The sequence below is a fragment of the Streptomyces sp. DG2A-72 genome (assembly GCF_030499575.1).
GTDB lineage: Bacteria > Actinomycetota > Actinomycetes > Streptomycetales > Streptomycetaceae > Streptomyces.
This window is the reverse complement of sequence record NZ_JASTLC010000001.1, coordinates 471,424-496,384: the sequence shown is the minus strand read 5'-3', so window position 1 is coordinate 496,384 and position 24,961 is coordinate 471,424. Positions and strand designations below refer to the sequence as shown.

Genomic DNA, 24,961 nt, shown 5'->3' with positions numbered 1-24,961 from the left:
CGCCCTACAGGCCCCGCCGGTGCATCGCGTACTGCTCCATGAGCTTGCCCCGGGTCGTCTCCAGCCGGTGCGCGAGGATCTCCGCCACGTTGCGCACCAGCGACAGCCCGAGCTGCGCATCCTCCTCGCACAGCTGGAGCACGGCCGCCGCGTCGAACTCGTAGGCGCGTACGGGGCTGAACGCCTCCGCGCCGAAGTCCCACTCGTGCGGCGGGAACAGCCAGGACCAGCCGAGCAGATCGCCCGCGCCGAGGCTCGCCACGGTGACCCGCTGCAGGGAGTTCACCCGCTGTGTGAGCGAGACCGCGCCCGAGCGGATGACCCAGAAGCGGTCGGCCCGGCCGCCCGCCTCGAAGATCCGGCAGTCCTCCGGGAAGGAGACCTCCCGCGCGAGCGCCATCAGACGCTGCCGCTGGGGCGGAGGCAGGGCGGTCAGCAGTTTTATCGCTTTGGTCATGACGCGGGACTCCTCGCCGGCGATCGGATCCGGTGCTTTCCCTACGCCCATTTCAGCCGCTGCCGACGCCGGGAGCACCTCGGCGGACAGCAGTTGCGGACGACAACCCCGAGTACCCGCGGCGGGCATGAAAAAGCCCTGGCTGGACGGGGGAGACCAGCCAGGGCCGTTAAGGGTGGTGTCGGAGGACGGATACGGTCGACCCCGTCACCACGTATGAATGAACCGTAAACCATCTCCGGGGCTTTTGCGCACCTGGAAGCCGGTCACGTGACCCGTTTCACGTCGGGCCCGGGTTTCACCACTCGCACCGTGTCCAGGGCCGGGTCGCTGGGGTCCGGGAGGTTCATGCCCGCGGCCAGGCCTGTGACCAGGTACCGCAGCACCGGTTCGGTGAGCCGTTCGCCGGGCAGCGCGGCCGGGATCCCCGGTGGGTAGGGCGTGATCATCTCGGCCACGACGCGCCCGGCGGCCGCGTCCACCGGAACGTCCTCGGTGGGTCCGAAGAAGGCGTCCCGGGGTGTCATGGCCTGCTCCAGGCGCAGCTCCGCCGGTGCCGGGACGTCGACCCGCGGGGCCGGGGGCGTCAAGGGCGCGGCCTGCGCGAGGTCCTTCAGCGCGGCGAGCAGCTCGCCGGTGGTCTCCGCGTCGTCGCCGTGGGTGATCTGCATGCCGATCCGCCGGTGGTCGGCCAGGTGGGCGTCCACGCCGCGGTGTGCACGGAGCCAGTCAGCGGCCTGGTACCCGGTGATGCCGAGACCGTCGATGTCGATCACGACCGGCAGCGGGTCGAAGTCGGCGGCGAGTCCCGCACCGCAGAAGTCGTCGCGGTCGTTGACGTGCATCCCGTCGATCTGCTCGACGGCATCCCGGACCTCGGCGACGAGTTCCAGTGCGGCGCCCATGATCTCCTTCCCCCTCAGGGCCATCTGCCGGCGCCACCCGTCGAGACCGGCGAAGATCAGCACCGACGGGCTGGTGGTGCCCAGCAGGTCCGCCCGCAGCCGCAGCAGCTCCGGCGGGACGAGGTCGCCCTGCAGATGGAAGACCGAGCCCTGCTCCAGGCCGCTGCCCATCTTGTGGATGCTGGTCACGCAGATGTCGGCGCCCGCGTCCATCGCCCAGGACGGCAGATCGTCATGGAAGGGCAGATGTGCGCCCCAGGCCTCGTCGACGATCAGCGGCAGCGAGCGCCGGTGGCAGAGCCGCGCGATCGCCTTCAGGCCGGCGCAACTGCCGTACGGCGTTGGGCTGGTGACCAGCGCTCCCTTCGCGTCGGGGTGGCGGTCGAGGGCCCGCTCGAACTCCTCCGCGGACGGCGGATGGGCCAGATGCCGGGCACCGTCCCACTGCGGCTCGACCCACGCCGGCTCGATCCCGGACAGGATCAGTCCCGACGCGACGGACTTGTGGACGTCGCGCCCCAGCACCAGCTTCTCGTGCGGACCCGCCACCGCGAGCATCGCCGCCTTGACGGACAGCGAGCTGCCGCAGGTGGTGAAGAACGTGTGCTCGGCGTGCACCGCGTCGGCCATCAGCTCCTCGGCGCGCTCCAGGACCCGCCCCTGGTGGAGCCGGTCGTCCAGACCGCCCGACGCCAGGACGTCACTGAGGAAGACCGCGTCCCCCAGCACCGCCCGCACCGCCGGGTCGGCCCCGCGAGCCTGTTTGTGCCCGGGCGGTGTGAACGACAGGCGCTCCCTGCGCCGATAGTCGTCCAGGGCCTCCAGGACCGGTGCGCGTGCGTGATCGGCCGTCATGCGCATCCGGGTTCCCGGCGGCACGGCAGACAATCCGCCCCGGTCCCCGGGTCAGCCCTCCTCGCTGTGCCTGCCCGGGGTGACGATCTCGTCCAGCACCCCGAGCACGGCCTCGTACGCCAGCGTCCGTACGGCCGCGTCCCGGGCCTTGTCGGGGTCGGCGGGCGTGAGCGCGTCGGTGCGCGACCGCCACATCCGCTTCTCCTGTTCCGCGTAGGCCCTGGCCCGCTGGATGCGCCGCAGCAGTTCGTCCGAGTCCACGACATCCGTCATGCGATCCGGGTACCCCCATGTCAGGCGGCGACGACACGCACTTCTGTTCCCGGGCAGAGGTTTGGCGGGAGGCGCAGCGGTGAGCCGAACAACTGTGACCTCTTGCACAGCCGGGCCCGGCTTCTTTCCGTACCGAACAGGAGCCAGAGGAATGTACGAGGATCGCAGGACCGGCCCCGGCGCGTCGGCCCTGAGCCGCCCCGGGCGGAGTTATGCACCCGCCGAGGCGCGCAGAACCGTGGAGCGTGTGGTGACCGAATGCTGCCGCGCCACCGGAACCGCGTGCGGCGCCGACGCCCTGTCGGACGCTCTGCTCGTCGCCACGGAGCTGACGACCAACGCGATCCTGCACGGCGGCGGGGTCACGGACTTCCGTGTCGACGTCGAGGGACCCGCGGTACGGGTCTCGGTCTGCGACCGCAGCGACGCCCTGCCGGTGACCGAGCCGCCGGTCGACGCGGAAGGGCGGCAGCGGCTGGGAGGGCGCGGCTGGCCGATCGTCCTCCGCCTGGCCCGCGATGTACGGGTCGCGGACCTGCCGTCGGGCGGCAAGTGCATCACCGCCGTGGTGCCGCTGTCCTGAACGCCCGCGTCATTTCTTCGACCGCGCCTCGACGGGCACGTTCAACGGTCGTGCCAGACCGACCAAGCCCTCGTCCAGGCGCTGCAGATGGCGCAGCACGCGGTCGGTGACCCGGCCGAACCGGGGAGTGCCGGGGATGTCGGGCTCCAGCAGCGAGGCGATGCTGGGCCCGGTCTCGACCTCGGCGGTGCTGTGCTGGTCCGCGACATGCGCGGCGATGGCCTCGATGTTGTGCGCGATCCGCCGTCCGGCCCGTCGCAGCCGGGGGTCCGCCGCGATCGACGGGTGGGTGGGCAGGAGTTCGGCGGTCGCGGCCAGCGCCCGCGTGTGGTACGCGCAGGTCTCCAGGAGTGCCACCACATAGCGCGCGGTGTCGCGTCGCGTCCGCAGGGGCGTGATCGGGTGGGTGAGCGGCTGCGTGGCCGCGCTCAGATCGGCAAGCGCCTCGTCCAGGTCGCGCGCCTTGTCCAGCAGATCGGCCTCCGGCCCGCCGCTGAGCTGGTCGATGGCGGCCTCGGCGACATCGCCGAGCCGCTCCAGCACCGTTCCCAGCAGGTCGTTCGTACGGCGGTCCGTGTGGACCGGCAGCACCAGCGCCGCCGCGACGATCCCGCAGGCCGCGCCGAGCGCCGTCTCCTCCACGCGAAGCAGCAGCACCGAGAGGCTGTAGGTGTGCAGCAAGGTGTAGAGCAGGCCGAGTGCGGCGGTGATGAAGAAGGACATCAGCGTGTAGGACAGCGGCGCCGTGTAGAACGACGCGAAGACGCACAGCAGCACCAGCGCGAACGCCGGCCAGGTGTGCCCGGCGACGAGGCCCGCGAGCACGATCCCGGCCACGACACCGAGCACGGTCCCCAGGAGCCGGCGGTAGCCCTTGACCAGGATCTCGCCCGTCGACGCCGTGTTGATGAAGACGATCCAGCAGGTCAGCACCGCCCAGTACCAGCGCTGGCTGGAGAGCAGCTCGCCACCGGCGATGGCGAGCGCCGAGCCGACGGCCACCTGCACGGCAGCCCGCGTCGTGGGGCGGCGCAGCCCCGACTCCGTCGGCTCGCTCTCCTCGGCGCCGGTGATGGCCGCGTCCTCGGCGTCGAGTTCCTCGCGTGAACGGGCCGTCGCCGGGCTGTCGTCCGAGTCGTCCTGCGGACCGTCGAGGGCGATCCGCAGCCCGAGGACCGCGCGGGCGGCCTCGCCGATGCCGCGGAAGACGTCCTGGACGGCGGGCGGCGCGGGCGGCAGGTTCTCCTCTTCGCGGTAGCCGAGCAGCCGGTTGCGCACGTGAGCCAGTCCCGTACCGGTGTCCTGCGAGACGGGCCGCTGGACCAGCAGGCGGAGCGCGTCCAGGTCGCGGCGCAGCGTCGCGGTCGCCTCGTCCCGCACCGGAAGAGGGCTGCCCGTCGGGGCGGGCGCGCCCGGCAGATGCAGGGTGAGCGTGTCCGCCCGCTCGGCGCTGCGCGCGGTCAGCAGCAACAGGCCGAGCCGTTCGGCGGCGATCTCGGCATCGGCGACCCGGCGTTGCAGCAGCCGCGCCACTGTCTCGTCGGACGTCCCGTCGTCGAGCCGGCCCTGGATCAGCATGGCCGTCTCGTGCAGCCGCGCCGTGCCGTCGCGTACGTCCTCCAGCGCCTTGTCGACGTCGTCGGGACCGGCGTCCAGCAGGTCGAGCTGGGCGGACACGAGCTGGGCCAGCCGGGCGCGGAACGCCTCCCGCAGCCGCTCCAGCGTCCCCGCCGCCGTCTGCGGCACGACCACGAAACGCATGGCGGCGCTGCACAGGAAGGCGACGACGATCGCACCGCACAGCTCGGGCAGGGCCGAGACGGTGGCGCCGACGAACAGGGACAGGAAGTACACCTGGAAGCCGATCAGCCCGAGCGCGGTGCCCCGGTCGCCGAACCTGCGCACATACACACCGGCGAAGACCAGCATGACGAAGAAGACGTCACCGGCCGCCACATGGGAGTGCAGCAGCGCCCCCAGGCTCACGGCGGCCAGCGCCACCGGCAGCCCCAGCGCGAGCGTGACGGCCTGCTGGGCGCGCTGCTTCTCCCGGATGGCGAAGGTGGCGACCATCGCCGCCATGGCTCCCGCGACCAGATGGGTCACGTCGGACCCCAGCAGGGCGAGCACGGCCAGCGCGAGGGCGATGGCGCCCACCGTCCGCAGCCCGGCGGTCAGCCGCAGCAGGCCGGGGTCGGACGCCGCCGCGAGGTCCCGCAGCCGCGCCCGCTCCCTTTGTCCCGCTCCTATCACGCCGCCGTACTCACTCCCGCCGCCCGCCAAGATCCGGGCTCAGCATCGCACGCCGCGGGATCGCTCAGGAGCGCCGGTCAGCCGCGGACAGCGGCGTCACTGGTCCTGCCGGTCCGTGCCCTCGACATGTGCCCGCACCTGTTCGGGCGTCAGGTACGAATGGATGTACTCGAAGTCATGGAGCTTGGCGGGCTTGCGGGACTGGAAGCCGGTGCGCACGAAATCGTCGCCCGCGAGCGCGTTGAGCACCCAGTTCGTCATGACCCGCGTCTTGGCGACGTTGGTGCGCAGCGCCGACCAGTGGTAGCCGCGGGCCACCGCCTGCGCGGGCACGCCCCGCAGTTCGATGCCGAGCGGCTTGGACACGGCGTCCTTTCCGCCGAGGTCGACGACAAGGCCGAGGTCCTTGTGGACGTACGGCACCATCGGCTGGTTGCGCAGCGTCGCGATGACGTTGTCGGCGACGCGCTTTCCCTGGCGCATGGCGTGCTGCGCGGTCGGCGGGCAGACCGCGCCCTCCTCGTCCTTGGCCTTGTCGGGCACCGCGGCCGCGTCGCCGAGCGCGAAGACACCGTCGTGGCCGGGCAGGTTCATCTCGGCGGTGACCGCGAGCCGCCCCCGGACCGTCTCCGCGTCGAGGGTGGCGATGAGCGGGCTGGCGACCACGCCGGCGGTCCAGATCAGCGTGCGGGTGGGGATCACGCGCCCGTCGGTGAACGTGACTTCCTCGGGTCCCGCCTTGTCGATGGAGACGCCGAGGGAGATCTCGATCCCGCGCCTGCCCAGGATCTCCTGGGCGCTGCGGCCGAGCTTGTCGCCCAGCTCGGGCATCAGCTTCGGCGCGATGTCGATCAGATGCCACTTGATCAGCGCCGGGTCGATGCGGGGGTAGCGCTTGACGGCGGCGTGGGTGAGGCGCTGGAGGCAGGCGGCGGTCTCGGTGCCCGCATATCCGCCGCCGACGACCACGAACTGCAGCCGTGCGGCGCGTTCGGCCGGATCCTGGCTGGCGTCGGCGAGGTCCAGCTGGGAGATGACGTGGTCGCGGATATAGGCGGCCTCGGCGAGGGTCTTCATGCCGAACGCGTGGTCCGTGAGCCCGGGGATGTCGAAGGTGCGGGTGACGCTGCCGGGTGCCAGCACGATGTAGTCGTACGGCTCGTCGACGATCTGGCCGTTGATGGTGCGGATGACGCACACCTTGGCCTTGAGGTCCACGCCTATCGCACCGCCCGGGAGGATGCGGGTGCGGTACTTCTTGCTGCGGCGCAGCGATACGGCGATCGACTGCGGCGTCAGCACGCCGGAGGCGACCTGGGGCAGCAGCGGCAGATAGAGCTGGTAGGCGAACGGCGTCACCAGGGTGACGTCGGCCTCGTCGGGGGCGAGTTTGCGTTCCAGGCGGCGTACGCACGCCACTCCGGCGAAGCCTGCGCCAACCACCAGGATCCTGGGTCGTGTCACGGTGTCCATCCCTTCTGCGGCTCCAGGCGGTCCCACTGGACGCGGTTCGTATGCCCCTGGATCACTGGTTCGCACCTCATCGATCCCACCGTGCCTTCAGCCGTTCCGCCAGCCGGGTACGGCAGGCAGACGAACGCGTCGATGACCACCATGCCCCGCCCGGTGCCCCGTCGCACCGGGCGGGTGTGAATGAGGTGTGTGCGCGATGCCTTGACGGGCGATTGGTCTGGTCCTACCGTCCGGAAACGTTCGTTCAGGACAGGGTTCGAGATTCATGTACGTGACCATCTAGATCGCCCCCATCCCAGGAGGCAGGATGTACCCACGCCTGCGGACGCTCACCGTGACCACCGCGATGTGCGGACAGGTCGACGGCCTGACCTTCCGGCTCACCTGCTCGACAGCGAGCGGAGACCAACGGGCTGAACGGCGCTACGCCACCTACACCGGCGGCACCCGGCAGTTCGAGGGCTACTTCCGCATCACCGACCTCAGCGGCACCAGGATCAGCCTCAAACAGACCTTCCATCGGTTCTGGCGCAAGTAGGCGCAAGCAGTCGTATGCCCAGAACGTCACGTATCGCGGTGCGGGCAGCGCTGTTCCTGGTGCTGTCGGCCTGCACGACCCACGCGCCACAACCCGACCGGCCGCTGGAGGCCGCCCTCACCACACCCACCGACGCCGACCTGACCTGGCACGACGACCGGCCCGGCGTCGCCGGCCACGTCCTGGAGTTCGCCACCGAGGAGGACGGCCCGTACACCGTGCTGCCGTATCTGCCCCGGCAGGTGACGGCCTACCGGCACCCCGACCTCCTACCGCACACGACGTTCCACTACCGGCTGCGGTCCTACCGCGGTCCCACCTCGGCGCCCGGTATGAACCGATCGCGGTGCTCGACCCGGACGTCACCTCGACCGAGCCGGCCACCCTGCCCGGTGAGAAACGCGCCTCCTACCGGATCCGGGCCTTCGTCCTCGGTGAGCAGTCCAACGTGGTGCGGCTGACTACCGGGGAGTAGGCGGCAGATCACCGGAACACGTTGTCCGACTCCTCCCAGCCCGCGGTCTCGTCCGGCGCGGTCCGCCGCCAACTGCGTGAACGCGCCTGGTACATGGCGTCGATCTCGAACGCGTAGTGCTCGACGATCGCGTCCCGGCGCAGCTTCATCGACGGTGTCAGCAGCCCGTTGGACAGGGCGAACGGCTCCGACAGCACCCGGAAGACACGGATGGACTCCGAGCGGGACACGGCGCTGTTGGCCGCCGCCACGGCACGCGCGATCTCCTCCCGCAGCGCGTTCTCCTCCCGGGCGTCCCGGCTCGGCGTGTCGCTCGGCAGGGCGAGCGCGCCGCGCCAGTGCGCCAGGAACTCCGGGTCCAGGGTGATCAGGGCGCCGACGCAGGGCCGGTTGTCGCCGACGACGACGGCCTGATGGACCAGGGGATGCATCCGCAGCCGCTGCTCCAGCGGCGCGGGCGCCACGCTCTTGCCGCTGCTGGTGATGATGATGTCCTTCTTGCGGCCGGTGATCGTCAGATACCCCTCGGGGTCGAGCCGTCCGATGTCGCCGGTCGCCAGCCAGCCGCCGCGGAGCGCGGCCCGGGTGGCGGCCTCGTTGTTGACGTAGCCCTGGAAGACGGAGGGACCGTGCACCAGGATCTCCCCGTCGTCGGCCACCCGGATGTCCGTGCCCGGCAGCGCTTTCCCCACGGTTCCGGACCGCTCCCGGCCCAGCGGCTGCATCGTGATGCCGCCGCAGGTCTCCGTGAGGCCGTAACCGTCGTGGACATAGATGCCGATGCCCTCGTAGAAAAGGGACAGTTCGCGGTTGAGCGGTGAACCGCCCGACGTCGCGCGGCGTGCCCGGCCGCCCAGCGCCGTCCTGAGCTTGCGGTACACCGTCCGTTCGAACAGCGCGTGTTGCAGCCGCAGGTCGAAGGCCGGCCCCGGTCCCTCGCCGAGCCGTTGCCGTTCGCATGCCGTGGCGAAGTCCCGTGCCGTGTCGGCCGCCTTCTCGAACAGGGCGCCACGGCCCGTCTGCTGGGCCGTGCGCAGGAAGTTCTTGTAGATCTTCTCGAAGACCGAGGGAACGGCGTAGAAGTACGTCGGCCGGAAGGACCGCAGGGCCGATACAAGTGCCGCCTCGCTGATGTCGGGTTGGTGGCCCATGAGAATTCCGCCGCGCAGACACAGGCTCTGGATCATGAGGCCGTAGACGTGCGAGAACGGCAGGAAGGCGAGCACGGACGGCTGCTCGCCCGGCGGTGCCGCCGTGTGGCCCCAGCCCGCGAGCAGCGTGTCGCAGGGGCTCGCCAGCGCGCGGTGGCTCAGCGCGCACCCCAGAGGATGCCCCGACGTGCCGGACGTGTAGGCGATGACGGCCGTGGAGTCCGGCATCACGATGCGGCGCAGTGAGTCGACCGTGGCCAGCGGGATGAAAGCGCCCCGTTCCGTGAGCTGGTCCAGCGCCCCCGCGTCCAACTGCCAGACGTGGCGCAGCAGCGGCAGCCCTGAGCACACGGAGCCGACGGTCATGATGGCCTGCTCGTCCTCCACGACCATGGCCACGCAGGCGGCGTCCCGCAGGATCCACTCGATCTGGTCGCGCGACGACGTCGGATAGATCGGCACGACCTCGGCGCCCACGGCCCACAGGGCGTAGCTGAGTACCGTCCACTCGTAGCGGGTGCACGCCATGATCGCCACGCGGTTGCCCGGCAGGATCCCGCACGCGATGAGCCCCTTGGCCAAGTCGACCACTTCGTCGCGGAGTTCGACGGCGATCACCTCCTCCCAGGCCTGGGAGGAAGGGTGGGGGCGGCGCGCCAGCACCGGGAGGGTGGGCCGGAGGTCCGCTGTCTCGAAGATGCTGTTGGCGAGTCCGCCGGTCATGGGCGTGGTGGACGGTGGAGCGAGGGCGAAGTCGCGCATGCGCTGCTCCTGCTGCTGTGTACGGGGTGTGACTTCGCCGACGAGCACAGTTATCGGCGGGCTCGAATCTAGCCCAGGTGACAGCCCGTGGTGCCGGGAACGGAGAAGTCGCCTCCGCCCGAGCGTCACACGGTGTACGGCGTCAACCACACCGTGGCCAGCGGCGGCAGCGTGATCCGGAGATGCCCGTCCTGCGGTGTGACCGGACCGGGGTTGGTGACGTCGCTGCCGCCGTACTTCGCCGCGTCCGTGTTGAGGGTTTCGTGCCAGGCGGGGACGGTGTCGGGGACGCCGAGTCGGTAGTCGTGGCGGACGACGGGGGAGAAGTTGGAGACGGACAGGAGGGGGGTGCCCTCCGTGTCGTACCTCAGGAAGGCGAAGACGTTGTCCTCGGCGGCGTCCCCGACCACCCACTGGAAGCCGGACGGTTCGGTGTCGCGCTGCCAGAGGGAAGGGGTGGCCCGGTAGATCGTGTTCAGGTCGCGGACCAGGTCTCGCACCCCTCGGTGGTCGGCCTCGGCGCTGTAGTCAGGATCCAGCAGCCACCAGTCCGGGCCGTGTGCCTCGGACCATTCGGCGCCCTGGGCGAACTCCTGGCCCATGAAGAGGAGTTGCTTGCCGGGGTGGGCCCACATGAAGCCCAAGTACGCGCGGTGGTTGGCGCGCTGCTGCCACCAGTCGCCGGGCATCTTCGAGACCAGGGCCTGCTTGCCGTGGACGACCTCGTCGTGCGAAATGGGCAGGACGTAGTTCTCGCTGTACGCATAGACCATCGAGAACGTCATCTCGTTGTGGTGGTACTTGCGGTGGACCGGCTCGTGCGCGATGTAGCCCAGCGAGTCGTGCATCCACCCCATGTTCCACTTCAGGCCGAAGCCCAGGCCGCCGCTGTCGGTCGGCCGGGTCACCCCGTCCCACGCCGTCGACTCCTCGGCGATCATCACGACCCCTGGGGCCCGCCGGTACACGGTCGCGTTCATCTCCCGCAGAAACGCCACCGCGTCCAGATCCTCACGCCCTCCGTACACATTGGGCGTCCACTGACCGGAGTCGCGCGAGTAGTCGAGGTAGAGCATCGAGGCGACGGCGTCCACCCGCAGCCCGTCGATGTGGAACTCCTCGCACCAGTACACGGCGTTGGCGACAAGGAAGTTGCGCACCTCGGTGCGCCCGAAGTCGAACTCGTACGTCCCCCAGTCCGGATGCTCGGCCCGCCGGTCGTCTCCCGGCTCGTACAGCGCATCCCCGTCGAAGCGGGCCAACGCCCAGTCGTCCTTGGGGAAATGGGCGGGCACCCAGTCCATGATCACGCCGATACCCGCCCGGTGCAGGGCGTCCACCAGGTACTTGAAGTCGTCGGGGGTGCCGAGGCGGGAGGTGGGGGCGTAGTACGAGGTGACCTGGTAGCCCCAGGAGCCGCCGAAGGGGTGTTCCATGACCGGCATCAGTTCGACGTGGGTGAAGCCGAGGTCCTTGACGTAGGCCGGTAGCTCCTCGGCCAGTTGACGGTACGTCAGGCCGGGCCGCCAGGACGGCAGGTGCACCTCGTACACGGAGAACGGCGCCACATGCACGGGCACGTCCCCGCGCCGCGCCAGCCACTGAGTGTCGCCCCACTCGTAGTCGGACGCCGTCACCACGGACGCCGTGTCAGGCGGGACCTCCGCACGGCGGGCCATCGGGTCGGCCTTGAGGAAGCGGCCGCCGTACCGGGAGGTGATCTCGAACTTGTAGCGCGTGCCCTCGCCGATGCCGGGCAGGAACAGCTCCCACACGCCGGACGAACCGAGGGACCGCATGGGGAACGCCGTACCGTCCCAGCAGGTGAACTCCCCGGCCACGCACACACCTTGAGCGTTCGGCGCCCAGACGGTGAAGCGGGTGCCGGTGACGCCCTGGTGGGTCATCGGCTCGGCGCCGAGCGCCCGCCACAGCTGCTCGTGCCGGCCCTCGCGGATCAGATGCAGATCGAGGTCGCCGAGGGCGGGCAGGAAGCGGTACGGGTCGTGGACTTCGTACTCATCGTCCTCGTAGGCAACCACCAGCGTGTACGACGGAATCGCGTCCAGCGGCAGTACGGCGGAGAAGAGGCCGTCCTCGTCCGAGACGAGCCCGGTGCGCTGCCCGTCGATCACGACGCTCACCGCGCGGGCGAACGGACGCAACGCCCGGAAGGCGACCCCGCCCGGCACCGGATGGGCGCCGAGCAGGGCGTGCGGGTCGTGGTGGGCGCCGGCCAGGAGGCGTTCACGGTCGGCGGGGTCCAGGGGCGCGGCCGTGGGTGGCAGCGGGCCGGACGGCTCGGGGAGGGAGGTGTCACGCAGGGCCACGGCTTCAGCTTCCTCTCACGGCGAGACGCTCGATCGCCGCCATCGGCACGGAGAGCCAGTCCGGACGGTTTCTGGCTTCGTACAGCACTTCGTACACGGCGCGGTCGGTCTCGTAGGCGCGCAGCAGCCCGTGCTTCTTGCGCGGATCCCAGCCCGAACGGGCGGCATAGCCCGCACAGTAGGCCTCCCGGCAGCGGCGGGCCCACTCGGGACGCCACGGCCGGCGCTGCCGGGCCGCGTAGTCGAAGGAGCGCAGCATGCCCGCGATGTCCCGCACCGGCGACTGGGCGCTGCACCGCTCGGCGAGCGGCCGGGACGGCTCGCCCTCGAAGTCGATGACGAACCACTCGCGCCCGGCGCGCAGTACCTGCCCGAGGTGCAGATCGCCGTGGATCCGCTGGGCGGGCGGCCCGGTGTCGCAGGTCGTGAGCGCGCAGAACGCGGTCCGCAGGCCGGGGACGAACGGTCGCAGCGCCGGTACGCAGTGCGCGGCGGCGTCCAGCCGCGAGATCATCGCAGCCGCCGTGCGGCCGTGCTCCTCGTGCGCGCCCGCCGGGAAGGCCGACGCCAGCGCGAGGTGCACCTCGGCCATGGCCTGCCCCAACTGGTGCGCCTGCGCGGTGAAGTCGGCACCGGACGACAGTGCGTGCAGCGCCAGGGTCCATCCGTCGGACGCGTCCCGCAGATACGGCTGCAGCACGCCGAGCGTCGCCTCCTGCGGATGCGTGGTCCGGAACCAGGCCACCGGCGCGGGCACCCGGCGGCAGCCCAGCTCGCCCAGCGCGCCCGGTACCTCCAGGTCGGGGTTGACGCCCGGCTGGATGCGCCGGAAGACCTTCAGGATGTACGCGTCGCCGTACACCAGCGAGGAGTTGGACTGCTCGGCGTCCAGCAGCCGGGGCGGCAGTCCGGCGGGGATCTCCGCGGCCGGGTCGGCCTCGAAGCGAAGCGGGCCCACCGTGCCGGGATGCCGCAGCCGCTCCAGGAGCAGCTGCGCCGAGCGCGGGTCGTGCAGCGCGTCGTACACCGTCAGGCCCGCCAGCGGCCCGTCCTCCGCCCGCCCGATCAGGGCCCGGCCGAGACGCGGCGACAGATGCCTGCGCACACCGAGCAGCAGCTGGTAGCAGTCACCGGCCGGAGCGGCACCCGCGCCGCCGGGGGCGGGCACGGCCGGAGGGCCGGCGTGCACCAGCAGGTGCAGACAGCCCGGATACAGCTCCGTCATGGACAGCAGCGCGAGGTCGGTGACGGGCCGGTCCTTGCCCGCGAACCACCGCTGCCGCGGCAGCCATTCGCGCAGCAGCCCGGCGAGCGAGGCCATGGGCCCGGCGACAGCCGTACGACTGGGGTGCAGCGATGCGGTCTTCGGCATGGTGACGCGTCCTTTCCTCGGCGCCCACTCAGTGGCGTCGGCCGATGCGGGATGCGACTCGGACGAGCCGGAACCAGTAGAAGCCGTGGCCCCCCAGGGTCAGCAGGTACGGAAGTTCACCGATGGCGGGGAAGCGGACTCCGCCGAAGAGCTCAACGGGATGCCGGCCGCTGAACTCGCGCAGGTCCAGCTCGGTGGGCTGCGCGAACCGCGCGAAGTTGCTCACGCACAGCACCAGGTCGTCCTCGTACTCGCGCAGGAAGGCGATCACCGCCGGGTTGGAGGACTGCAGTTCGGTGTACGAGCCGAGGCCGAAGGCCGGGTTCTGCTTGCGGATCTCGATCATGCGGCGGGTCCAGTGCAGCAGCGACGAGGGCGAGGACATGGACGCCTCGACGTTCGTGACCTGGTGGCCGTAGACCGGATCCATGATCGTCGGCAGGAACAGCCGGCCCGGGTCACAGGTGGAGAAGCCCGCGTTGCGGTCCGGGGTCCACTGCATGGGCGTGCGGACGGCGTCGCGGTCGCCGAGCCAGATGTTGTCGCCCATGCCGATCTCGTCGCCGTAGTACAGGATCGGGCTGCCCGGGAGGGAGAGCAGCAGGGCCGTGAACAGTTCGATCGTGTGGCGGTCGTTGTCGAGGAGAGGGGCGAGGCGGCGGCGGATGCCGATGTTGGCGCGCATACGCGGGTCCTTCGCGTACTCCGCCCACATGTAGTCGCGTTCCTCGTCGGTGACCATTTCCAGGGTGAGTTCGTCGTGGTTGCGCAGGAAGACGCCCCACTGGCAGTTGGAGGGAATCGCCGGGGTCTTGGCGAGGATTTCCGAGACCGGGTAGCGGGATTCCCGGCGTACGGCCATGAAGATCCGCGGCATGACCGGGAAATGGAAGGCCATATGGCATTCGTCCCCGCCCGACGCGTAGTCGCCGAAGTAGTCGACGACGTCTTCCGGCCACTGGTTCGCCTCCGCCAGCAGCACGGTGTCCGGATACAGCGCGTCGATCTCACGGCGGACACGTTTCAGGAACTGGTGCGTGGCGGGGAGGTTCTCGCAGTTCGTGCCCTCGGCCGCGTACAGATACGGCACGGCGTCGAGCCGGTAGCCGTCGATGCCCAGGTCCAGCCAGAACCTGAGGGCGGCCAGGATTTCCTCCTGGACGGCCGGGTTCTCGTAGTTCAGGTCCGGCTGGTGGGAGAAGAACCGGTGGAAGAAGTACTGGCCCCGGACCGGGTCGAAGGTCCAGTTGGAGGCCTCGGTGTCGACGAAGATGATCCGGGCGTCCTGGAACTGCTTGTCGTCGTCGGCCCACATGTAGTAGTCGCCGTACGGCCCGTCGGGATTGATGCGGGACTCCTGGAACCACGGGTGCTGGTCGCTGGTGTGGTTCATGACGAAGTCGATGATGACGCGCATACCGCGTTGATGGGCGGCGTCGACGAATTCCACGAAGTCGGCGAGGTCACCGAATTCCGGCAGGACGGCCGTGTAGTCGGAGACGTCGTAACCGCCGTCCCGCAGGGGCGACTGGAAGAAGGGCGGCAGCCAGAGACAGTCCACGCCCAGCCACTGGAGATAGTCCAGCTTGGCGGTCAGGCCGCGGAGGTCACCGACGCCGTCGCCGTTGCTGTCCTGGAAGGAGCGGACGAGGACCTCGTAGAAGACCGCTCGCTTGAACCAGTCCGGGTCGCGGTCCCTGGCCGGAGTGTCCTCGAAGGTGTCCGGGACGGGCTGGTTGACGGTCATGACGCTGCCGACCCTCCGTTGGGCGCCCGCTCCACGTGGAGCACATGCGCGGGAGCCCGGCCGGGCTCCAGGCGGACGTAGTTGGTCCTGCCCCACCGGTATGTCTCACCCGACAGCTCGTCGTGCACGGACACCGACTCGTGCCAGTCCAGGCCGAGTTGCGGCATGTCCAACGAGACCGTGGCCTCCTGGGCGTGGTGAGGGTCGAGGTTCGCGACCACGATCACCGTGTCGTCGCCCGTGCGTTTGCTGTACGCGATGAGGGCATTGTTGTCGGTCTCGTGGAAGGTGAGGTTCCTGAGCCTTCGCAGTGCGGGGTGGCGTCGCCGGATGGTGTTGAGTTGGGTGATCAGTGGGGTGATGGTGGCCCCCGCGCGTTCGGCCGCTTCCCAGTCGCGGGGCTTGAGCTGGTACTTCTCCGAGTCGAGGTACTCCTCGCTGCCCTCGCGCAGCGGAACCCTCTCGCACAGCTCGTAGCCGCTGTACACGCCCCAGGTCGGCGACAGGGTGGCCGCCAGCACCGCCCGCACCTCGAACGCCGGCCGCCCGCCCTGCTGCAGATACGCATGCAGAATGTCCGGCGTATTGACGAAGAAGTTCGGCCGCATGTACGCCGCCGCCTCACCCGACAGCTCCGTCAGATACTCCGTCAGCTCCTGCTTGCCGTTACGCCAGGTGAAATACGTGTACGACTGCTGGAACCCGATCTGCGCCAGCGTGTGCATCATCGCCGGACGAGTGAACGCCTCCGCCAGGAAGATCACATCCGGGTCGGTGCGCCCGATGTCCGCCAGCACCCGCTGCCAGAACACCACCGGCTTGGTGTGCGGATTGTCCACCCTGAAGATCCGCACCCCATGGCCCATCCACAACCGCAGCACCCGCAGCGTCTCCGCGACCAGCCCGTCCATGTCCGCGTCGAACGCGATCGGATAGATGTCCTGGTACTTCTTCGGCGGATTCTCCGCATACGCGATCGACCCGTCCGGGCGGTGATGGAACCACTCCGGATGCTTGTGCACCCACGGATGATCCGGCGAACACTGCAACGCGAAGTCCAGCGCCACCTCCATCCCCAGCGAACGCGCCTGGGCCACGAACCAGTCGAAGTCCTCGAACGTCCCCAGCTCCGGATGGACCGCGTCGTGCCCGCCCTCCGGCGACCCGATCGCCCACGGCACCCCCACATCCTGAGCACTCGGGTCGAGGGTGTTGTTGCGGCCCTTGCGGAACGTCCTGCCGATCGGATGGACGGGCGGCAGATACACCACGTCGAAGCCCATGGACGCGATCACCGGCAGCCGCAGCGCCGCCGACCGGAACGTCCCATGCGGATACTCCGGCGTGCCCTCCGAACGCGGGAAGAACTCGTACCACGACCCGAACAGCGCCCGCTCCCGCTCCACCAGCAACGGCAACGCCTCCGACGCCGTCACCAACTCCCGCAGCGGATACCGCGACAGCACCCCGTCCACCTCCGGCCCGAAGGCCGCCGCCAGGCGCACGGCGGACGGCAGCGAGTCGTCGAGCATCGCCTTGGCTGCCGTCAGTACCGTCGCCCGGCCCGCGTCCGCAGGCACGCCTGCTGCCACCCGGCGGTACAGTTCGGCGCCCTCCTCCAGAACCAGGCCGGTGTCGATCCCGGCCGGCACCTTGATGCGGGCGGTGTGGCGCCAGGTGGCGACCGGGTCGCTCCAGGCCTCGACGTGATACGTCCAGCGGCCCACCGCGTCCGGTGTGACGTCGGCGCCCCAGCGGTCGGAGCCGGGCGCCAGCTCCCGCATGGGTGTCCAGGGGCCGGGTCGGCCCTCGGGGTCCGTCAGGACGACGTTCGCGGCGACCGCGTCATGGCCCTCGCGGAACACGGTGGCGGTGACCTGGAAGGTTTCCCCCGCGACCGCCTTGGCGGGGTGCCTGCCGCACTCCACGGCCGGACGGACGCCGAGGACAGGAATGCGGCCGATGGCCGGAGTGGGACTCATGGGATGACACCTCCGCCATGCTCGTGGCCGGGCACGCCGCCCGGCCGGTGGTTTCAGAACTGCGCCGGAAGGGGCTCCGCCTGCCTCCCGGTCTATCTCCCCGCCGGGGAACGCCTCCGCCGCCACGGCGGACCTCGCCGCCGGGTACCGCTCCGCCCGACCCGTCCGGTCTGTTCCCGCAGGTAGGTGACCATGCCGGTGCGCAGATAGCGTTCGGCGGCGTCGGCGGCCTCGCGCGCGCACCGCTTGCCCATCAGGACGCAGAGGGTGTACCCCGAGTCCTCGAAGGTGGCCCGCACCGTACGGTCGGCGGGAGCCGCGAGCATCGCTCGTTCCCAGGCCCGGTACCGCTGCAGTTGCCGGGCCACCTCGGCTTTGGCGGGGAGCAGCATGGCGCAGATTCACCTCCGGATCGCGGCTCCGACACACGGACGGGGCCTTCACACATGGTGCACGCGCGATGACTCAACGTCTTGTTGGACCTTCAACCACCTCGGATGTGCCTCACCCGTCTCGGATGTGCGCTCGTGTTGCACGAATGGCGTAGCGCTCCCACTCTTGAGGTGACTCAGAAGCGATCAACGCTCACGCTTCGTATTCGGGCCCGTTCCGCAGGGACGAGGAGGAGCGCGAGCTTCGCCGGTGAGGAGCCAACGACGATGAAGACCGCAAGTGCCTGCTACTACCACCTCGATGTGGAAGTCAGCCCGGAACGCGTCGGACAGGTCAGGCGCATCCTGGCAGCTCACCTCAGGTTCTGGGACCTCGAAACCCTCGTCGAGCCGGTCTGCGGCGGCGCCGAGATGCTGCTGAAGGCGATCGACGAGCACGCGACGGACAAGAACACGTCGATCGAGATGTGGTGGAACGGCCAGCACCTCATCACGGCCGTCGGGGACAACGACCGGGATCTGCGCCCCGACCAGGATCTGCGCGCCTGCCTCGAACGGCTCGCCGCCACCAGCGACGGCTGGGGCTGCTGCGCCACGGACACCGGCAGCAAGGTCATCTGGTTCTCCCAGCGCGCCCGCGCCGGCGCACGCGTCCCGCTGGTGCCGACGGCCCCCGCGCCGAGCCTGCGGGAGGTCCTCCAGGTGCCCCGCGAGGTGCCGGCGGCGGTCCTCGCCGGCTCCGTGCGTACGGCGGACGGCGCCCTGGAGGAGGCCCGGTGACCGCGAAGCGGAAGCGGAAGTCAGGGGTGCCCGCGTGGAGCGGGCACCCCTACCCGTTGGGTGCCGCCTTCGACGGGAAGGGCACCAACTTCGCGCTCTTCAGCGAAGTCGCCGAACGCGTCGAGCTGATCCTGGTCGACGACGACGGCACCCACCGGACGGTCCCGCTCACCGAGGTCGACGGCTTCGTCTGGCACGGCTATCTCCCCGGCGTCGGCCCCGGCCAGCGCTACGGCTACCGGGTGCACGGCCCCTGGGCCCCCGCCGCGGGCCACCGGTGCAACCCGAAGAAGCTGCTCCTCGACCCGTACACCAGGGCCGTGGACGGACAGGTCGACAACCACGCCTCCCTCTTCGAGCGGGCGGCGAACGGACCCGCCCCGGCCGACAGCGCCGGACACACCATGCTCGGCGTGGTGACCGACCCGGCCTTCGACTGGGGCGACGACAGCCCGCCCCGACGGCCGTACGCCGACACCGTGATCTACGAGGCCCATGTCCGGGGCCTCACCCGCACCCACCCCGAAGTGCCCCCCGACCTGCGCGGCACCTACGCCGGGCTCGCCCACCCCGCGATCGTCGAGCACCTCACCTCCCTCGGCGTGACCGCCGTGGAGCTGATGCCGGTGCACCAGTTCGTGCAGGACGGCGTGCTCAGCGACCGCGGCCTGTCGAACTACTGGGGCTACAACACCATCGGCTTCTTCGCCCCGCACAACGCCTACGCCGCCCACGGCACCCGCGGCCAGCAGGTCACCGAGTTCAAGGCGATGGTGAAGGCGCTGCACGCGGCCGGGCTCGAAGTGATCCTGGACGTCGTCTACAACCACACCGCCGAGGGCAACGAGAAGGGCCCCACCCTCTCCTTCCGCGGCATCGACAACGCCTCGTACTACCGCCTGGTGGACGGCGACTGGACCCACTACTACGACACCACCGGCACCGGCAACAGCCTGCTGATGCGGCACCCCTACGTGCTCCAGCTGATCATGGACTCGCTGCGGTACTGGGTCACGGAGATGCATGTCGACGGCTTCCGCTTCGACCTCGCGGCGACGCTGGCCCGGCAGTTCCACGAGGTGGACCGGCTGTCGGCCTTCTTCGACCTGATCCAGCAGGACCCGGTGATCAGCCGCGTCAAGCTGATCGCCGAGCCCTGGGACGTGGGGGAGGGCGGCTACCAGGTCGGCAACTTCCCGCCGCTGTGGTCGGAGTGGAACGGCAAGTACCGCGATGCCGTACGGGACTTCTGGCGGGCCGGGGAGCATACGCTGGGCGAGTTCGCCTCACGGCTGACGGGCTCGGCCGACCTGTACCAGCACAACAGGCGCCGGCCGCGCGCCAGCGTCAACTTCGTGACCGCCCATGACGGGTTCACGCTGCGCGACCTCGTGTCGTACAACGACAAGCACAACGAGGCCAACGGCGAGGGCAACCGCGACGGTGAGAGCACGAACCGGTCCTGGAACTGCGGTGTCGAGGGCGAGACACGCGCCCGGGCCGTGCGGGAACTGCGTGCCCGGCAGCAGCGCAACTTCCTGGCCACGCTGCTGCTGTCCCAGGGCATCCCGATGCTCTGCCACGGCGACGAACTGGGCCGCACCCAGCGCGGCAACAACAACGCCTACTGCCAGGACAACGAAATCTCCTGGATCGACTGGCGGTTGACCGAGGAGCAGCAGGACCTGCTGGACTTCACCCGGTACGTCATCGGTCTGCGCGCCGACCACCCCGTACTGCGCCGCCGCCGGTTCTTCCGCGGCGAGACCGTCACCCACGCCGGCCAGCCGGTGCCCGACCTGGTGTGGCTGCTGCCGGACGCGCAGGCGATGACGGACGCGGACTGGCGGCGCTCCGACGCGCACTCCGTCGGTGTGTTCCTCAACGGAGACGCCATCGCCGAACCCGACCCGTGCGGCCGGCCCGTCGTGGACGACTCGTTCCTGCTGCTGCTCAACAGCTACTGGGAGCCGGTCGAATTCCAGCTGCCGGACGTCACCTACGGCGAGCGCTGGACGACTCTGATCGACACCGCCGAGCCGGGCGCTCCCGACGAGTCGGAGCACAAGGCGGGCACCGGAATGACCGTCGAGGCGCGCAGCCTGGTCCTGCTGTCGCGGCCCTCCCACTCGGCCGGCTGAGGATCAGCGCATCAGCGGGCCCGCCGCGAGGTCACCGTGAACTGCGCGCCGTCGGCGTCGCGCAGCACGGCCTCCTCGGCGCTCTCCGACAGCACGCTGCCGCCGTTCAGCTCCGCGGCCCGGGCGCAGGCCGCGACGTCCGTGACCGCGAAGTGGACCTGCCAGTGCGGCCGGATCGTGGGGTCCGGGGCCGTCCCCAGCGCCCCCGACTCGATGCGGGCCACGACATCGCCACCGCTGCGCAGGACGACCTCGCCGCCCTCGTAGTGGACCTCGCAGCAGCCCGGGCGGTCCGACGCCCAGTCGAGGACCTCGCCGTAGAAGATGGCGGAGTCGAAGGCGTCGCGGGTGTGCAGCCGGATGAAGGTCGGTGCCGAGCGACGCCAGGTCTCCCAGTTGCCGACCAGCTCGCCCTCCCAGATCCCGAAGGTGGCGCCGTCCCGGTCGGCCAGCAGCGCCGCACGCCCGGGCGGAAAGGAGATCGGGCCCACCGCCACCGTGCCGCCGCGCTCCTGCGCGCGGGCCACGGCCTCGTCCGCGCTGGGCACGGCGAAGTAGGGCGTCCACGCCACGGCCATCTGCCACATCGTGGCGACCCCGGCGATCCCGGCGACCGGTGTGCCGCCCGCCAGGGCCACGCGGAAGCGGTCGCCGAGCTTGGCCGTGCGCCAGCGCCAGCCCAGCACCGCCGCGTAGAACGACTCGGTGGCCTCGAGATCGCGGCTGGTCAGGCTCACCCAGCAGGGCGCGCCGAACACGGAGTGGGTGGAGACGACGTCCGTCGCACCACGGGAGAGTGTGATGTCTTTGTTCATTGCAGTCGCGTCCTGGTCTCGTCGACCGGCAGCCCACCGGTGGTCGTACCAGTGTCCAACCGGAACCGCTCCGGGCGCCTGCCGAGTACCCAGGCGTAGAGTCGGAAACGGCAGATCGGCGCAACCGACCGGAGGTGCCCATGCCCACCGACGGGGGCTCGGAGCGGATCTTCGAGCTGCAGGAAGAGGTCGATCAACTCAAGGAAGCGGTCGCCTCGCACGCTGTCGTGGACCAGGCGATCGGCATGATCGTCGCGCTCGGCCGGGTGACTCCGGGCGAGGGCTGGAAGATCCTCAAGGACATCTCCCAGCACACGAACATCAAACTGCGCAATGTCGCGGAACTCATCCTGATCTGGGGCCGCAGCGGCGTCATCCCGCTGGAGATCAGGGTGGAACTGGAAGAGGGCCTGGACCGCTACGGCCCCACGGAGATCCCCGGCGCACCGCCGGAGCGGTGAGCCGGGAACGGTGTGCGTCGAGGCCCGCGGCCACGGTCAGCGGGCCTCGACGAGGAGTTCCTCGTGCAGTCGGGCGCAGCAGCCGCTGAGCAGCCGGGAGACATGCATCTGCGAGATCCCGAGCTGCTGGGCGATGCGGCTCTGCGTCATACCGCCGAAGAACCGCAGATAGAGGATGGTCCGCTCACGCTCGGGAAGCGCCTTCAGGACGGGCCCGGCGGCCACCCGGTCGACGACGACGTCGTACGACGGGTCCGGCCCGCCGAGCCCGTCCGCCAGCGCGTACCCGTCCGTGCCGGGCATCTCCGCGTCCAGCGACAGCGCGGTGAAGCACTCCAGGGCCTCCATGCCGGTCCGTACCTCGTCCTCGCTGAGCTGCGCGTGCTCGGCGATCTCGGCGACGGTCGGAGCGCGCCCCGGAGTCGTCTGGGCCAGCTCCTTCGCCGCACGCCGGACCCGGTTGCGCAGGTCCTGCACGCGGCGCGGCACGTGCAGCGTCCACATGTGGTCGCGGAAGTGCCGCTTGATCTCCCCGGTCACGGTCGGCACGGCATACGCCTCGAAGGCCCGGCCACGCGACGGGTCGTAGTGGTCGACGGCCTTCACCAGGCCCAGAGCGGCCACCTGGTAAAGGTCCTCCAGGGACTCTCCGCGCCCCTTGAAGCGGACGGCGATCCGCTCCGCCATGGGCAGCCAGGCCTCGACCAACTCGTCCCGGAGTGCCCTGCGCGCCGGCCCCTCGGGCAGCTGCGACAGCCGTACGAACGCGGCCGCTGTGTCGGGGGCGTCATCATGCGGATGCTGCTTCATTCCGCCGGCGCTACGCATCGTGCGCACCTCCCTCAGCAGGTGTGCTGGATGGACAGTCACCACGGGAGGCGCGGGCTCGGACCAGAACGAAAGGCACCGGGGACCAATCCCGGCCTCCACGGACGTGCCTCCGGTCCGAAGCACTGAAAGGTGGATTCCCCCATTCGGGGTAATGCAAACAATTCGGTGCATATCGACTCTTGACCTGCTCTTGAGGCAATGAGGAGGCAATTACCTCTGTTAGAGAGCTAATCTCGGCCGCATGGACGACGAGACCTTCCCGGACGAGCTGGCCGACGCGCTCGTCGGCGTGCAGCGGCTGATCCGGCGCCGGCTGCGCCGGGAGATGGCCGCACCACAGCTGCGCGGAGCGGAAGTGGAACTCCTGCGGCTGGTCGTGACCCGCCCCGGCATCGGCATCTCGGACGCGGCCAAGGACCTGTATCTGGCGAGCAACTCGGTGTCGACGCTGGTCAACCGGCTGGCGACGGAGGGCTATCTGATCCGCGAGACGGACCCGGCCGACCGCCGGGCCGCGCGCCTGGTGCCCACCCCCGCGGCGCGGACCCGGCTGCGTGAATGGCGTACCCGCCGCGCGGACCTCGTACGACAACAGGTGGCCCGGCTCGACGAGGCGGACCGCGCGGCGCTCCGGGCGGCGATCCCGGCCCTGCGCACCCTCGCCGTTCAGCTGCACGAGGAGGCCGAGGAGTCATGACCCCGGACGCATCAGCCGAGCCGCCCGCCGCCATCTCCTGTACCGGGCTCGCCCACGCCTTCGGCGACACGAACGCCGTGGACGGGCTCGACCTGGCCGTCCTGGAGGGCGAGTGCTTCGGGCTGCTGGGCCCCAACGGCGCCGGGAAGACCACGGCGATCCGCTGCATGACCACCCTCCTGCCGGTCCCCGCCGGCATGGTCCGCGTCTTCGGGCACGACGCCGCAAAGGACCGTATGGCCGTACGACGGCTGCTCGGCTACGTCCCGCAGCAGCTGTCCGCCGACGCCGGACTCACCGGCCGGGAGAACGTCGCCCTGTTCGCCCGCGTCTTCGACGTGCCGCGCCGCGAACGCGCCGAGCGTGTGCGGCAGGCCCTGGCCGCGGTCGGCCTCACCGACGCCGCCGACCGGCTGGCCGGGACGTACTCCGGCGGCATGATCCGGCGGCTCGAACTCGCGCAGGCCCTGGTCAGCGCGCCCCGGCTGCTCATCCTCGACGAGCCGACCATCGGCCTCGACCCGATCGCGCGGACCAGCGTGTGGGAACACATCAACGCCGTCCGTGCGGCCACCGGCATGACCGTGCTGGTGACCACCCACTACATGGACGAGGCCGACCAGTACTGCGACCGGGTCGGCCTGATGCACCACGGCCGCATCCGCGCCCTCGGCACGCCCGCAGAACTGCGCCGGGGGCTCGCCGCCCGCCGCGGCACGGACACGCTGCCCACCCTGGAGGACGTCTTCCGGGACATCGCCGGCAGCGGCCTCGACGACCAGTCAGGAGGTTTCCGCGATGTCCGAAGCACCCGCCGCACCGCACGCCGTGCCGGCTGACCCCGCGTTCGGGCTGCTGCTGAAGACCCCGGAGCCCCGCGCGGGCTGGCGCCTGCTGCCCGCCCGGGTCGTGGCGATGTGCGCCGTCGAACTGCAGAAGCTGCGCCACGACCGCACCGAGCTGTACACCCGCGCCGTCCAGCCCACCCTGTGGCTGCTGATCTTCGGCCAGACCTTCACCCGCTTCAAGGCGATCCCCACCGAGGGCATCCCCTACATCGACTACCTGGCGCCCGGCATCATCGCCCAGTCAGCGATGTTCATCGCCATCTTCTACGGCATCCAGATCATCTGGGAACGCGACGCCGGGATCCTCAACAAGCTCCTCGTCACACCGACCCCGCGGGCCGCGCTGATCACCGGGAAGGCGTTCGCGGCCGGAGTGAAGGCGCTGATCCAGGCCGTCGTCGTGATCGCCATCGCCGCCGTGCTCGGCGTGGCACTGACCTGGAACCCGCTGCGGCTGCTCGGCGTCGCGGCGGTCGTCGTCCTCGGGTCGGCCTTCTTCTCCTGCCTGTCGATGACCATCGCTGGGATCGTGCTCAGCCGCGACCGGCTGTTGGGCTTCGGGCAGGCCATCACGATGCCGCTGTTCTTCGGCTCCAACGCCCTGTACCCCCTCTCCGTCATGCCGGGCTGGCTCCAGGCGGTCAGCAAGGTCAACCCGCTGAGCTATCAGGTCGATGCCCTGCGCGGCCTCCTCCTCGGTACCGAAGCACACCTGGCGACCGACTTCGCGGTGCTCGTCGTGGCCGCCGCACTCGGCATCACCGCGGCCTCCGCGCTCCTCGGCCGGCTCGCCCGCTGATCAAGCCTTCGGACGTGATGTGCGGCACGCCCGCGAGGGCG

General features: G+C 70.4%; 22 protein-coding genes. 9 read left to right on the top strand and 13 right to left on the bottom strand.

Annotation, left to right across the window (positions count from 1 at the left end):
• Window positions 1–4: 4 nt before the first annotated feature.
• From QQY66_RS02625 to QQY66_RS02615, 3 genes are all read right to left on the bottom strand, one after another.
• Window positions 5–457: a cyclic nucleotide-binding domain-containing protein gene (locus tag QQY66_RS02625; RefSeq protein WP_301977380.1), complete on the bottom strand. Its 453-nt coding sequence runs from the start codon at window positions 455–457 to the stop codon at window positions 5–7.
• A gap of 266 nt (window positions 458–723) precedes the next feature.
• Complete coding sequence (locus QQY66_RS02620; protein ID WP_301977379.1) at window positions 724–2,217, bottom strand: aminotransferase class I/II-fold pyridoxal phosphate-dependent enzyme; 1,494 nt, start codon at window positions 2,215–2,217, stop codon at window positions 724–726.
• A 51-nt stretch (window positions 2,218–2,268) separates the two neighbouring features.
• Window positions 2,269–2,490, bottom strand: coding sequence for a hypothetical protein (locus QQY66_RS02615; RefSeq protein ID WP_301977377.1), 222 nt, complete (start codon window positions 2,488–2,490; stop codon window positions 2,269–2,271).
• A gap of 151 nt (window positions 2,491–2,641) precedes the next feature.
• Here QQY66_RS02615 and QQY66_RS02610 point away from each other — a divergent pair, with 151 nt between their 5' ends.
• Complete coding sequence (locus tag QQY66_RS02610) at window positions 2,642–3,073, top strand: ATP-binding protein (protein ID WP_301977376.1); 432 nt, start codon at window positions 2,642–2,644, stop codon at window positions 3,071–3,073.
• A 9-nt stretch (window positions 3,074–3,082) separates the two neighbouring features.
• On the opposite strand, the gene QQY66_RS02605 is transcribed toward QQY66_RS02610, so the two are convergent.
• Both QQY66_RS02605 and QQY66_RS02600 read right to left on the bottom strand, forming a co-directional pair.
• A complete protein-coding gene (locus QQY66_RS02605; protein ID WP_301977375.1) occupies window positions 3,083–5,326 on the bottom strand; it encodes an FUSC family protein in 2,244 nt (747 codons plus the stop codon).
• 96 nt (window positions 5,327–5,422) lie between these two features.
• Window positions 5,423–6,799, bottom strand: a complete 1,377-nt coding sequence (locus QQY66_RS02600) for an NAD(P)/FAD-dependent oxidoreductase (protein WP_301977373.1) — start codon at window positions 6,797–6,799, stop codon at window positions 5,423–5,425.
• A gap of 307 nt (window positions 6,800–7,106) precedes the next feature.
• On the opposite strand from QQY66_RS02600, the gene QQY66_RS02595 reads away from it, so the two are divergent.
• On the top strand, window positions 7,107–7,337 hold the full coding sequence (locus QQY66_RS02595) for a hypothetical protein (protein WP_301977371.1): 231 nt from the start codon (window positions 7,107–7,109) through the stop codon (window positions 7,335–7,337).
• Window positions 7,338–7,351: 14 nt separating this feature from the next.
• Window positions 7,352–7,798, top strand: a complete 447-nt coding sequence (locus QQY66_RS02590; RefSeq protein WP_301977370.1) for a hypothetical protein — start codon at window positions 7,352–7,354, stop codon at window positions 7,796–7,798.
• Window positions 7,799–7,820: 22 nt separating this feature from the next.
• On the opposite strand, the gene QQY66_RS02585 is transcribed toward QQY66_RS02590, so the two are convergent.
• The 6 genes from QQY66_RS02585 to QQY66_RS02560 all read right to left on the bottom strand — a co-directional run bounded on the left by QQY66_RS02585 (window position 7,821) and on the right by QQY66_RS02560 (window position 17,548).
• On the bottom strand, window positions 7,821–9,725 hold the full coding sequence (locus QQY66_RS02585; protein WP_301977369.1) for a long-chain fatty acid--CoA ligase: 1,905 nt from the start codon (window positions 9,723–9,725) through the stop codon (window positions 7,821–7,823).
• 125 nt (window positions 9,726–9,850) lie between these two features.
• Window positions 9,851–12,055 (bottom strand): 1,4-alpha-glucan branching enzyme, encoded by a 2,205-nt coding sequence (glgB, locus tag QQY66_RS02580; protein WP_301977368.1) that lies wholly within the window; start codon window positions 12,053–12,055, stop codon window positions 9,851–9,853.
• 4 nt (window positions 12,056–12,059) lie between these two features.
• A complete protein-coding gene (locus tag QQY66_RS02575) occupies window positions 12,060–13,427 on the bottom strand; it encodes a maltokinase (protein WP_301977367.1) in 1,368 nt (455 codons plus the stop codon).
• 28 nt (window positions 13,428–13,455) lie between these two features.
• The gene (gene treS / locus QQY66_RS02570; RefSeq protein ID WP_301977366.1) at window positions 13,456–15,174 is read right to left on the bottom strand and encodes a maltose alpha-D-glucosyltransferase; all 1,719 of its coding nucleotides are present in this window, start codon (window positions 15,172–15,174) and stop codon (window positions 13,456–13,458) included.
• Window positions 15,171–17,156 carry an alpha-1,4-glucan--maltose-1-phosphate maltosyltransferase gene (locus tag QQY66_RS02565; RefSeq protein WP_301977365.1) on the bottom strand — a complete coding sequence of 662 codons (1,986 nt, stop codon included), beginning with the start codon at window positions 17,154–17,156 and terminating at the stop codon, window positions 15,171–15,173. The genes treS and QQY66_RS02565 overlap by 4 nt, the downstream gene beginning before the upstream one ends.
• Window positions 17,157–17,248: 92 nt before the next feature.
• The gene (locus tag QQY66_RS02560; RefSeq protein ID WP_301977364.1) at window positions 17,249–17,548 is read right to left on the bottom strand and encodes a DUF5133 domain-containing protein; all 300 of its coding nucleotides are present in this window, start codon (window positions 17,546–17,548) and stop codon (window positions 17,249–17,251) included.
• A gap of 267 nt (window positions 17,549–17,815) precedes the next feature.
• On the opposite strand from QQY66_RS02560, the gene QQY66_RS02555 reads away from it, so the two are divergent.
• Together QQY66_RS02555 and glgX are read left to right on the top strand one after the other, a co-directional pair.
• Window positions 17,816–18,328, top strand: a complete 513-nt coding sequence (locus QQY66_RS02555) for a pep a2 (RefSeq protein WP_301977363.1) — start codon at window positions 17,816–17,818, stop codon at window positions 18,326–18,328.
• Window positions 18,325–20,469 (top strand): glycogen debranching protein GlgX, encoded by a 2,145-nt coding sequence (gene glgX / locus QQY66_RS02550; RefSeq protein WP_301977362.1) that lies wholly within the window; start codon window positions 18,325–18,327, stop codon window positions 20,467–20,469. Before QQY66_RS02555 ends, glgX begins: the two co-directional genes overlap by 4 nt.
• Window positions 20,470–20,480: 11 nt before the next feature.
• Here glgX and QQY66_RS02545 read toward each other — a convergent pair whose 3' ends face one another.
• Window positions 20,481–21,284 carry a VOC family protein gene (locus tag QQY66_RS02545; RefSeq protein WP_301977361.1) on the bottom strand — a complete coding sequence of 268 codons (804 nt, stop codon included), beginning with the start codon at window positions 21,282–21,284 and terminating at the stop codon, window positions 20,481–20,483.
• A 140-nt stretch (window positions 21,285–21,424) separates the two neighbouring features.
• Here QQY66_RS02545 and QQY66_RS02540 point away from each other — a divergent pair, with 140 nt between their 5' ends.
• Window positions 21,425–21,745 (top strand): ANTAR domain-containing protein, encoded by a 321-nt coding sequence (locus QQY66_RS02540; protein WP_301977360.1) that lies wholly within the window; start codon window positions 21,425–21,427, stop codon window positions 21,743–21,745.
• 36 nt (window positions 21,746–21,781) lie between these two features.
• On the opposite strand, the gene QQY66_RS02535 is transcribed toward QQY66_RS02540, so the two are convergent.
• On the bottom strand, window positions 21,782–22,573 hold the full coding sequence (locus tag QQY66_RS02535) for an RNA polymerase sigma factor SigF (RefSeq protein ID WP_301977359.1): 792 nt from the start codon (window positions 22,571–22,573) through the stop codon (window positions 21,782–21,784).
• Between the two features lie 244 nt (window positions 22,574–22,817).
• Between QQY66_RS02535 and QQY66_RS02530 the strand changes: the two genes are divergently transcribed.
• From QQY66_RS02530 to QQY66_RS02520, 3 genes are read left to right on the top strand one after another with little or no spacing between them, the layout of a single operon-like run.
• Window positions 22,818–23,273 (top strand): MarR family winged helix-turn-helix transcriptional regulator, encoded by a 456-nt coding sequence (locus tag QQY66_RS02530; protein WP_301977358.1) that lies wholly within the window; start codon window positions 22,818–22,820, stop codon window positions 23,271–23,273.
• On the top strand, window positions 23,270–24,112 hold the full coding sequence (locus tag QQY66_RS02525) for an ABC transporter ATP-binding protein (RefSeq protein WP_301977356.1): 843 nt from the start codon (window positions 23,270–23,272) through the stop codon (window positions 24,110–24,112). Before QQY66_RS02530 ends, QQY66_RS02525 begins: the two co-directional genes overlap by 4 nt.
• The gene (locus QQY66_RS02520; RefSeq protein ID WP_301977355.1) at window positions 24,072–24,920 is read left to right on the top strand and encodes an ABC transporter permease; all 849 of its coding nucleotides are present in this window, start codon (window positions 24,072–24,074) and stop codon (window positions 24,918–24,920) included. The genes QQY66_RS02525 and QQY66_RS02520 overlap by 41 nt, the downstream gene beginning before the upstream one ends.
• Window positions 24,921–24,961 lie beyond the last annotated feature (41 nt).

Bases quoted from the DNA above. Each gene is read 5' to 3' on its own strand.
- QQY66_RS02625 (WP_301977380.1), bottom strand. From the start codon at position 457: ATGACCAAAGCGATAAAACTGCTGACCGCCCTGCCTCCGCCCCAGCGG.
- QQY66_RS02620 (WP_301977379.1), bottom strand. From the start codon at position 2,217: ATGACGGCCGATCACGCACGCGCACCGGTCCTGGAGGCCCTGGACGAC.
- QQY66_RS02615 (WP_301977377.1), bottom strand. From the start codon at position 2,490: ATGACGGATGTCGTGGACTCGGACGAACTGCTGCGGCGCATCCAGCGG.
- QQY66_RS02610 (WP_301977376.1), top strand. From the start codon at position 2,642: ATGTACGAGGATCGCAGGACCGGCCCCGGCGCGTCGGCCCTGAGCCGC.
- QQY66_RS02600 (WP_301977373.1), bottom strand. From the start codon at position 6,799: ATGGACACCGTGACACGACCCAGGATCCTGGTGGTTGGCGCAGGCTTC.
- QQY66_RS02595 (WP_301977371.1), top strand. From the start codon at position 7,107: ATGTACCCACGCCTGCGGACGCTCACCGTGACCACCGCGATGTGCGGA.
- QQY66_RS02590 (WP_301977370.1), top strand. From the start codon at position 7,352: ATGCCCAGAACGTCACGTATCGCGGTGCGGGCAGCGCTGTTCCTGGTG.
- QQY66_RS02585 (WP_301977369.1), bottom strand. From the start codon at position 9,725: ATGCGCGACTTCGCCCTCGCTCCACCGTCCACCACGCCCATGACCGGC.
- QQY66_RS02575 (WP_301977367.1), bottom strand. From the start codon at position 13,427: ATGCCGAAGACCGCATCGCTGCACCCCAGTCGTACGGCTGTCGCCGGG.
- treS (WP_301977366.1), bottom strand. From the start codon at position 15,174: ATGACCGTCAACCAGCCCGTCCCGGACACCTTCGAGGACACTCCGGCC.
- QQY66_RS02565 (WP_301977365.1), bottom strand. From the start codon at position 17,156: ATGAGTCCCACTCCGGCCATCGGCCGCATTCCTGTCCTCGGCGTCCGT.
- QQY66_RS02560 (WP_301977364.1), bottom strand. From the start codon at position 17,548: ATGCTGCTCCCCGCCAAAGCCGAGGTGGCCCGGCAACTGCAGCGGTAC.
- QQY66_RS02555 (WP_301977363.1), top strand. From the start codon at position 17,816: ATGAAGACCGCAAGTGCCTGCTACTACCACCTCGATGTGGAAGTCAGC.
- QQY66_RS02545 (WP_301977361.1), bottom strand. From the start codon at position 21,284: ATGAACAAAGACATCACACTCTCCCGTGGTGCGACGGACGTCGTCTCC.
- QQY66_RS02540 (WP_301977360.1), top strand. From the start codon at position 21,425: ATGCCCACCGACGGGGGCTCGGAGCGGATCTTCGAGCTGCAGGAAGAG.
- QQY66_RS02535 (WP_301977359.1), bottom strand. From the start codon at position 22,573: ATGCGTAGCGCCGGCGGAATGAAGCAGCATCCGCATGATGACGCCCCC.
- QQY66_RS02530 (WP_301977358.1), top strand. From the start codon at position 22,818: ATGGACGACGAGACCTTCCCGGACGAGCTGGCCGACGCGCTCGTCGGC.
- QQY66_RS02525 (WP_301977356.1), top strand. From the start codon at position 23,270: ATGACCCCGGACGCATCAGCCGAGCCGCCCGCCGCCATCTCCTGTACC.
- QQY66_RS02520 (WP_301977355.1), top strand. From the start codon at position 24,072: ATGTCCGAAGCACCCGCCGCACCGCACGCCGTGCCGGCTGACCCCGCG.